The sequence below is a fragment of the Pseudoalteromonas fenneropenaei genome, from assembly GCF_042643375.1.
Lineage (GTDB): Bacteria > Pseudomonadota > Gammaproteobacteria > Enterobacterales > Alteromonadaceae > Pseudoalteromonas > Pseudoalteromonas fenneropenaei.
This window is the reverse complement of record NZ_JBHRSD010000036.1, coordinates 21,369-28,264: the sequence shown is the minus strand read 5'-3', so window position 1 is coordinate 28,264 and position 6,896 is coordinate 21,369. Positions and strand designations below refer to the sequence as shown.

Sequence of the window (6,896 nt, the reverse complement as noted above, 5' to 3'; positions counted from 1 at the left end):
CAGCTGCCATGTGAAAGTAGGACATTACCAGGCACCTATTAAGAAAAGCCCGCTCAATGAGCGGGTTTTTTGCTTTATGGGTTCAGGCAAATCAAGTTCAAGAAATTCAGTTCAGGGTTGCAATACCTCCCTGTCACATTGTACCTCGGTCATTCCTGACCTCACCTCTACACGCTGCGAAGCGGTACTTCGGTCGTGCTTCGCCTTTGCAGTCTGAAGAACGCAAGCATAGGGCAGCAGGGTCATTGCTTCGCGCTGTGGCAGTCTTGGAGTTGAACTCAATAAAAAAGGCCAGCTTAGTAGCTGGCCAAATGGGATATCAAATGTTGGGAATGGATTAGATACTGCTTTGCTTTGTTTTTAAGGTAAATAATTGGTATTGACTCATTTGTGGGATCTGCGCTGCAAGAGCAGATTCCTGAGCCGCAATTTCGCTAAACTGTTCGCAGAGTTTGTCTGCTCGAAGTTCAATTTGCTTGGACTGATCTTCAACCTTAGTTTCAATGTCTTGACCTAACTTTTCCATCCGAGCTTCGAAGGCTTCCATGTCACCGCCAGAGCTCACCATTTGCGAGCCTAAGGTGACTAGGATATTACCGATGGACTCCATCATGGTGCTTTTTACCGCATCTTCAATTTGAGCTTCGAATTTGTCTTCAAAATTTTCGCCAAATTCATTAAAGGTTTTTTCGCCCATTACAAAGTCATCTTGCTGATAGAAAGTATTTTTTATATCAACCGATAGATCTTCCATGGTGTCATGAAGGCGGCTCATTGAGTTGAGCCCGAATGCTTGACCGACTTCATCTATCGCAACGCCTGCTAGTTTGATGGCATCTAGAGCGATGTCGGCAACTTGTGGTAGATCCTGACGTAAGCGCTGTGAGTAAGCCGCTACAGCATATTGCTGTTCGCTCGATAGTTTAACTTGTTCGCCATTTATATGGAGATAACCGTCACGGCTTATCTTCATGGTTTGGTTAGCTTGATTCTCAACGATGACTTCTTTAGCTGAGATCCGTACATCATTTTGGAAAGATACAGAGCAATTATCATTGCTGATATTAAACTGGTTCTCGTGTGCGGTAGCGCTACATGCTGCGAGAAGTGATCCGACAAGAAGTAATTTTTTCATTTTTTGAATCCTAAACGGTCAGTATTGTTTAAAACATAACAAGTTTGATGCCAATCTTTTTTATTTAATTAAAACATGTAGTTATGTTATTTTGGCAGACTGTGTATTTTATTTAAATAAGCGAGTTAGACCAAAAATTAGCTATTTTGACCAAGTAATGTGCCATGATAAATAAAATTTATTAGAACAATAAAAAAGTCTCACTTTTCAGAACTTAAATTTACAGCTATTTACTCACCTGTAAAGCGCAGAGCCAGTACCCAAGCGGGATTGGGGCTTTACGGGCGAATATTTAGCACTTTTTTGGAGTGGATTGTGGGTAAAACATTTTCTTATGATGCGCTTGACGATCAAGATTTTGTCAGCGATGACTTGGATGATTCCGGTCGTGGCGGTCAGGACAAGCATAAGCGGAAGATAAAGAAAAAGCTCGACGATTATCTTGAACAAAAGCGTCTACGCAAAAATTTAGGTGAAGATGATTTTGATTATCTTGACGACTATTAGTAGTCGATGACAAGGAGGCGCAAGCCTCCTTTTCACTTTAGGGTGTAGGTAAAGCCAGAAATTCATCCAGTAGGGATTTTAATTGTTTGGCTTTATCTAATGGCATGCCGGCTTGCTTTAGCATTTGTTCAGGAATGCAAGCACATTGCTGCTGCAAAGCTTGGCCTGCTGGGGTCAAGCTAATAACGGATTGACGCTCGTCAGAAGCACTACGCTTGCGCGTGAGCCAACCTTGTAGCTCCATACGTTTGAGCAAGGGCGTTAAAGTGTTGCTGTTTAGCTGGGCATGTTGGCCTATGTCGCTTAGTGAGCATGGTTCACGTTGCCACAAGATCATTAACACCACGTATTGTGGGTAAGTTAAGCCATGGGCTTTTAAAATTGGTTGGTATAAACGTGTCACTTTGCGCGATGCGGCATATAAACTAAAGCACAGCTGGTTATCCAACATTTGGTGGCTATGGCTCATTGCGCTAATAGCTTTTCGATATCGGCGATTAAGTCTTGAGGTTTCTTAGTTGGAGCATAACGTTTTACGACTTCGCCTTGCTTGTTGATAAGAAACTTAGTGAAATTCCATTTGATGCTTTTACCAAATAAACCGGGGCGCTGCGCCTTTAAGTAAGTGTAAAGCGGATGTGCATGCGAACCGTTGACATCAATTTTTTCCATCATAGTAAAATCGACGCCATAATTAATTAGGCAACCCTCTTTGATCTCTTCTGCATTTCCCGGCTCCTGCTGACCAAACTGGTTACAAGGAAAGCCTAAAATCACTAAACCTTGTTGATGATATTTTTCGTGTAGTGCCTGTAGACCTTCATATTGCGGGGTAAAACCACATTTACTCGCCGTGTTGACGACTAGTACTACTTTGTCTTTTAAGTTGTTAAAGTCGAAATCTTTGCCTTGCAAAGTGTGAGCGTGGAACTGATATAAAGGCTGCATAGCGTGTTTCTCAAAATTAAATCGTGTACGACTTAATCTATCACGATATAAATTCGCAGCAAGAAAAAATTAAGGTGTTGCTGCACTTAAAACCAGATCCCCTATCCTACGCATCAGCATATCTTTATCGCTCGGGGGGACGTAGTGCAGGTGCATATCTAGAAACTCAGGGCTACGATAGAGTTTTAACAAGGCCTTATTGACAGCAACAAGAAAGGCTTCGGTTTGCGGACTCTTAGAGCACGCAATATGACCTGGGATATAGGCTGGGTTTTCAGCAATAGATAAAGAGGTGATTTGAGTCAGGGTATTGGCCTCGGCATATTGTTTAAACACCGAAGGATAGGCGATTAGGAAATTGCTCCGTTTCTTTTCAAACATGGCTATCATAGCGGCGTATGCATCGCTGCCCGCGCGGGTTAGAAGCTGGTCAGCGGGTATTTGCTCAATTTGCGCATCTAAACTGGGTCCATATGACTTACTGGTTTCTATCGCTAGCACCGCTTTTGGATAGCGTGACATTAGTTGCGTTAAGCCGCGTAGTTCTCCATGAAGATTGAGTAAATCTGGGTCTATCTGCTGCTGGACAGGATAGTAATATAGGCGATGACTTGGAAACAAATGTACTGGTAGGCTGTAGAGATGATACATCTGGCGTAATTTAGTTTTGATGCGACTGAGCGCACAAACCGGTGTGTTGCCATTTAAGATGGTATTGATGCGTGTGATGGGGGCTATTTGAATATCAACAGGATAGTGGGGTAATTCTGCGAACAATAATTGATATGAATCTGAGGCTAGGTCCTGCGAGCTTTGTTGACTGAATAGGTTTTTATCCTTTGGATCGTCACTCAGCATCAACAGTGCTGTTTGTCCTTGCCATGCAATAAGGCCAAAAAGGAGGCAAACAACACGAATCAACATAAGCACCTCAAGCGCAGCACATCTCGTTCAGTATAGCTTAGTCTGCTCTAAATGCGGCGAGAAGATAGTCGATCAACGCCCGTACTCGATACGGCATTAGATCCTTACGCGGGTACACCAGCCAAGTGGCATTATCGCTGACTTGAAAGTCGGTCAGGATGTAGTGCAATGTGCCATTTTCGACATAAGGCGCGACAATATCTTGCGCCAAATGCGCAATACCCAGCCCTTGTAAACACGCATGTAGTACCGCTTGGGGGTGACTACTAAACCAGTTGCCTGCAACTTTCACTTCAATCGTTTGTTCGTTCTCAACAAAACGCCAACGAGGGTTACGTGCGACTAGGCAGTTATGCTCGGTGAGATCTTTGGGGTGCTGGAGTATAGGGTTGGCGGCCAGATAATCTGGTGTGGCAACTAATGTCATAGCCCGATCACACAGTTTACGGGCTATCAAGTTGGAATCCTGTAGGCGGCCAAAACGCACCGCAAGGTCAAAGCCTTCTTCGACTAAATCTACCGCGCGATTGTTAAAGTCTAACTCAATATCTACATCGGGATGTAGCTTAACAAAATTTGCCAGAATAGGGCTGACGCGATTTGCGACAAACTCCCCCGCGCCTGTAATGCGGATAGGACCTTTGAGCCACTCTTGATCGCCTTGAACTAAACTTGTCGCGGTATGCAACTCTTGTTGGATCACTTTGAGTCGCTCGGCGTAAGCTTTGCCTGCTACAGTGAGTTTGATACTGCGCGTAGTGCGCTGGATAAGTGTTGTGCCAAGGCGTGATTCTAGCAATTTGAGCTGGCGGCTTATAAATGAGGTTGAACAGTCTAAACTTAGAGCAGCTTTGCTCAAGCTACCTTGCTCAACTATAGCTAAAAATACATCTATACCTTGCCACATGCTGGGTGTTTCTTGCATGGTTTACCTCAGTGTTAACGCATATGCAACCAAGCTTGCCTATGCTAATTGTTGTTATATAGCAAAAGTGATTTACTTTTTGGCTAATGATTAAAAGATTATTGCAGTATAAACTGCTTTGATTAATTGAGCAGTAGACTTATTCCGAATTTACTCTATGTCGCAAAGCTGTCGTTATCGACTTTTAGTTGCGTAAATCTAAGCAATGAGGGGCACTCAGATGTTGAATTTTAGTTTTGTTAATCCAACCCAAATCCACTTTGGCGCTGGGCAAATAGCAGCCATTGTGCAGGCAATTCCTAAATCAGCAAAAGTATTGGTGGTTTACGGTGGCGGTAGCATTAAGCGCAATGGTGTCTATGAACAATTGGTAAGTGCACTTAGCGACCATCAATGGGATGAATTTGGCGGTATTGAGCCTAACCCAAGCTACCAAACTTGTATGCAGGCGGTAGCGAAGATAAATTCTGAGGGATTTGACTATATTCTTGCTGTGGGTGGCGGCTCTGTGATTGATGGCAGTAAGTTTATCGCAGCAGCAGCACGTTTTGATGGTGAACCATGGGAAATTCTCAGTAAAGGCGCGGCTGTTAAAGATGCATTGCCTATCGGTGTGGTGTTGACTTTACCAGCAACAGGCTCGGAGTCGAATAGTTTTAGTGTGGTTAGTAATACCGATACCCAAGATAAATTGCCATTTGCTTCGCCGCTAGTGCAACCTAAGTTTGCTGTGTTAGACCCACAAGTGATGGCTTCTTTACCAACCAGACAGTTAAGTAACGGAGTCGTGGATGCGTTTGTGCATATTATGGAGCAATATCTCACTTATCCCGTCAATGGCAAAGTGCAGGACAGATTCGCAGAAGGCTTATTGCTGACTTTAATTGAAGAAGGGCCAAAACTATTTTCCGCAGATGTGAGCGACGATACACGTGCAAACGTGATGTGGGCGGCGACCATGGCGCTTAATGGCCTAATTGGTGCCGGGGTGCCGCAAGATTGGGCGACGCATATGATAGGCCATGAAATTACCGCACTTTATGGTTTAGATCATGCGCAAACTTTGGCAATTGTATTGCCTCGTATGATGGCATCACAACGCATCACTAAGCGTGAAAAGTTGCTGCAATACGCAGAGCGGGTATGGGGGTTAGATACTCATAGTGCACCGGAAGCTGCCATTGATACCGCTATCATTAAAACAGAAGCTTTCTTCCAGCAAGTGCAGATGAAAACCCGCTTTAGTGAATACGGCTTAGGCGAGGAGGTCGTAGCACCGATTGTGGCGCAGTTAGAGCGCCATGGTATGACGGCGCTAGGTGAGCATCAAGCGGTGACACTTGAAGACAGTGCCGCTATTTTACGTGCTTCAGTGTAATCAAAAAATCAATATCAAGAACAGTGAGCAAGTCACTGTTCTTGTCACATCAAACAATAGAAAGTCACCATACCAGCAATTGTGGTTGCATATATATTATGGGTTTTATACGCCACGGCGATAGCAACCAAAGCGCCCCACAAATAGGGGTTGTGCCAATTTAACTGTAACTCACCATCTGGCAATAATACGATAGGGACCCAAATCGCGGTGAGTACCGCAGGGGCACTAAAACTTAAAAAGCGCTGGGCTTTGGGGCCGATCACAAATGGCAGCTTATGGTGCAAAAACAAATATCGGGTGCCAAATGTTACGCCGGCCATCAGTAAAATAGTGAGATAAATCATAGTTTTTCCCGTCGACTTAACAAGTAGCCCACGCACATTGCTAGCAGCGCCGCTGCGACCAGCCACAGCTCGAATCCTAACGCTTTAAACCAGGTAGCGCTGGCACCCGCGGTTATCACAGTGGCTAATGTCGGCCAATTCTTGATACTAGGGATCACGAGTGCGATAAAGGTCGCCGCAATAGCAAAATCTAAGCCGAGCGAGGTTAAGTCAGGCAGCAAGCTGCCAGCAATAATGCCAAGTAAAGTCCAAATATTCCAAGTCACATAAAAGCTAAAGCCAGCGCTTAGGGCATATATCAAGCGTGCTGGGGTTTGATAGGCTTTGGGGTGATGAGAAAAAGCAAACAGTTCGTCGGTCAATACAAAGCTAATCGGCAAACGCTGTTTTAATGGCGTGTGGATCACTTTATGGCGCACGGACAAACCATAGAGTAAATGGCGCGCGCTGATAATAAAAACCGTAAAGAGCAAAGTCAGCAAAGGCGTATGATTAGAAATCAGCTCAATGGCGACTAACTGTGCGGAGCCGGCAAAAACTAGTAATGACATGAGCTGAGCTTGGAGTGGTGAAAAGCCGTTTTGTACTGCAAGAGAGCCGCATAAGACTCCCCAAGGGATCACCGCTAAGTTGAGTGGCAGCATGTCGAGTTGACCCCGCCAAAAGGCGATGCGCTTGGCACGTTGTAGTTTTTGCATTGTTGAAATCTTTTGTCTCAGAGCAAACAGCATG

The 6,896-nt window shown here is 44.6% G+C and carries 9 protein-coding genes; 2 read left to right on the top strand and 7 right to left on the bottom strand.

From position 1 onward, the window contains the following. Positions 1-337 precede the first annotated feature (337 nt). Positions 338-1,135: a YggN family protein gene (locus tag ACFOEE_RS17465; protein ID WP_377127324.1), complete on the bottom strand. Its 798-nt coding sequence runs from the start codon at positions 1,133-1,135 to the stop codon at positions 338-340. Between the two features lie 315 nt (positions 1,136-1,450). Here ACFOEE_RS17465 and ACFOEE_RS17460 point away from each other — a divergent pair, with 315 nt between their 5' ends. After that, positions 1,451-1,642 carry a PA3496 family putative envelope integrity protein gene (locus ACFOEE_RS17460; protein ID WP_377127321.1) on the top strand — a complete coding sequence of 64 codons (192 nt, stop codon included), beginning with the start codon at positions 1,451-1,453 and terminating at the stop codon, positions 1,640-1,642. Positions 1,643-1,679: 37 nt separating this feature from the next. On the opposite strand, the gene ACFOEE_RS17455 is transcribed toward ACFOEE_RS17460, so the two are convergent. The 4 genes from ACFOEE_RS17455 to ACFOEE_RS17440 form a co-directional block, all read right to left on the bottom strand. Then, the gene (locus tag ACFOEE_RS17455; RefSeq protein WP_377127318.1) at positions 1,680-2,111 is read right to left on the bottom strand and encodes a MarR family winged helix-turn-helix transcriptional regulator; all 432 of its coding nucleotides are present in this window, start codon (positions 2,109-2,111) and stop codon (positions 1,680-1,682) included. Next, complete coding sequence (locus ACFOEE_RS17450; protein ID WP_377127315.1) at positions 2,108-2,590, bottom strand: glutathione peroxidase; 483 nt, start codon at positions 2,588-2,590, stop codon at positions 2,108-2,110. Before ACFOEE_RS17450 ends, ACFOEE_RS17455 begins: the two co-directional genes overlap by 4 nt. 69 nt (positions 2,591-2,659) lie before the next feature. Next, entirely contained in the window at positions 2,660-3,514 is an 855-nt protein-coding gene (locus ACFOEE_RS17445; RefSeq protein ID WP_377127312.1) for a hypothetical protein, read from the bottom strand. A 37-nt stretch (positions 3,515-3,551) separates the two neighbouring features. After that, positions 3,552-4,439, bottom strand: a complete 888-nt coding sequence (locus tag ACFOEE_RS17440; protein WP_377127309.1) for a LysR family transcriptional regulator — start codon at positions 4,437-4,439, stop codon at positions 3,552-3,554. Positions 4,440-4,659: 220 nt separating this feature from the next. Between ACFOEE_RS17440 and ACFOEE_RS17435 the strand changes: the two genes are divergently transcribed. Next, the gene (locus tag ACFOEE_RS17435; RefSeq protein WP_377127306.1) at positions 4,660-5,817 is read left to right on the top strand and encodes an iron-containing alcohol dehydrogenase; all 1,158 of its coding nucleotides are present in this window, start codon (positions 4,660-4,662) and stop codon (positions 5,815-5,817) included. 44 nt (positions 5,818-5,861) lie between these two features. Here ACFOEE_RS17435 and ACFOEE_RS17430 read toward each other — a convergent pair whose 3' ends face one another. Together ACFOEE_RS17430 and ACFOEE_RS17425 are read right to left on the bottom strand one after the other, a co-directional pair. Further along, positions 5,862-6,161: an AzlD domain-containing protein gene (locus ACFOEE_RS17430; RefSeq protein WP_377127327.1), complete on the bottom strand. Its 300-nt coding sequence runs from the start codon at positions 6,159-6,161 to the stop codon at positions 5,862-5,864. Further along, a complete protein-coding gene (locus ACFOEE_RS17425; RefSeq protein ID WP_377127304.1) occupies positions 6,161-6,862 on the bottom strand; it encodes an AzlC family ABC transporter permease in 702 nt (233 codons plus the stop codon). Before ACFOEE_RS17425 ends, ACFOEE_RS17430 begins: the two co-directional genes overlap by 1 nt. Positions 6,863-6,896 lie beyond the last annotated feature (34 nt).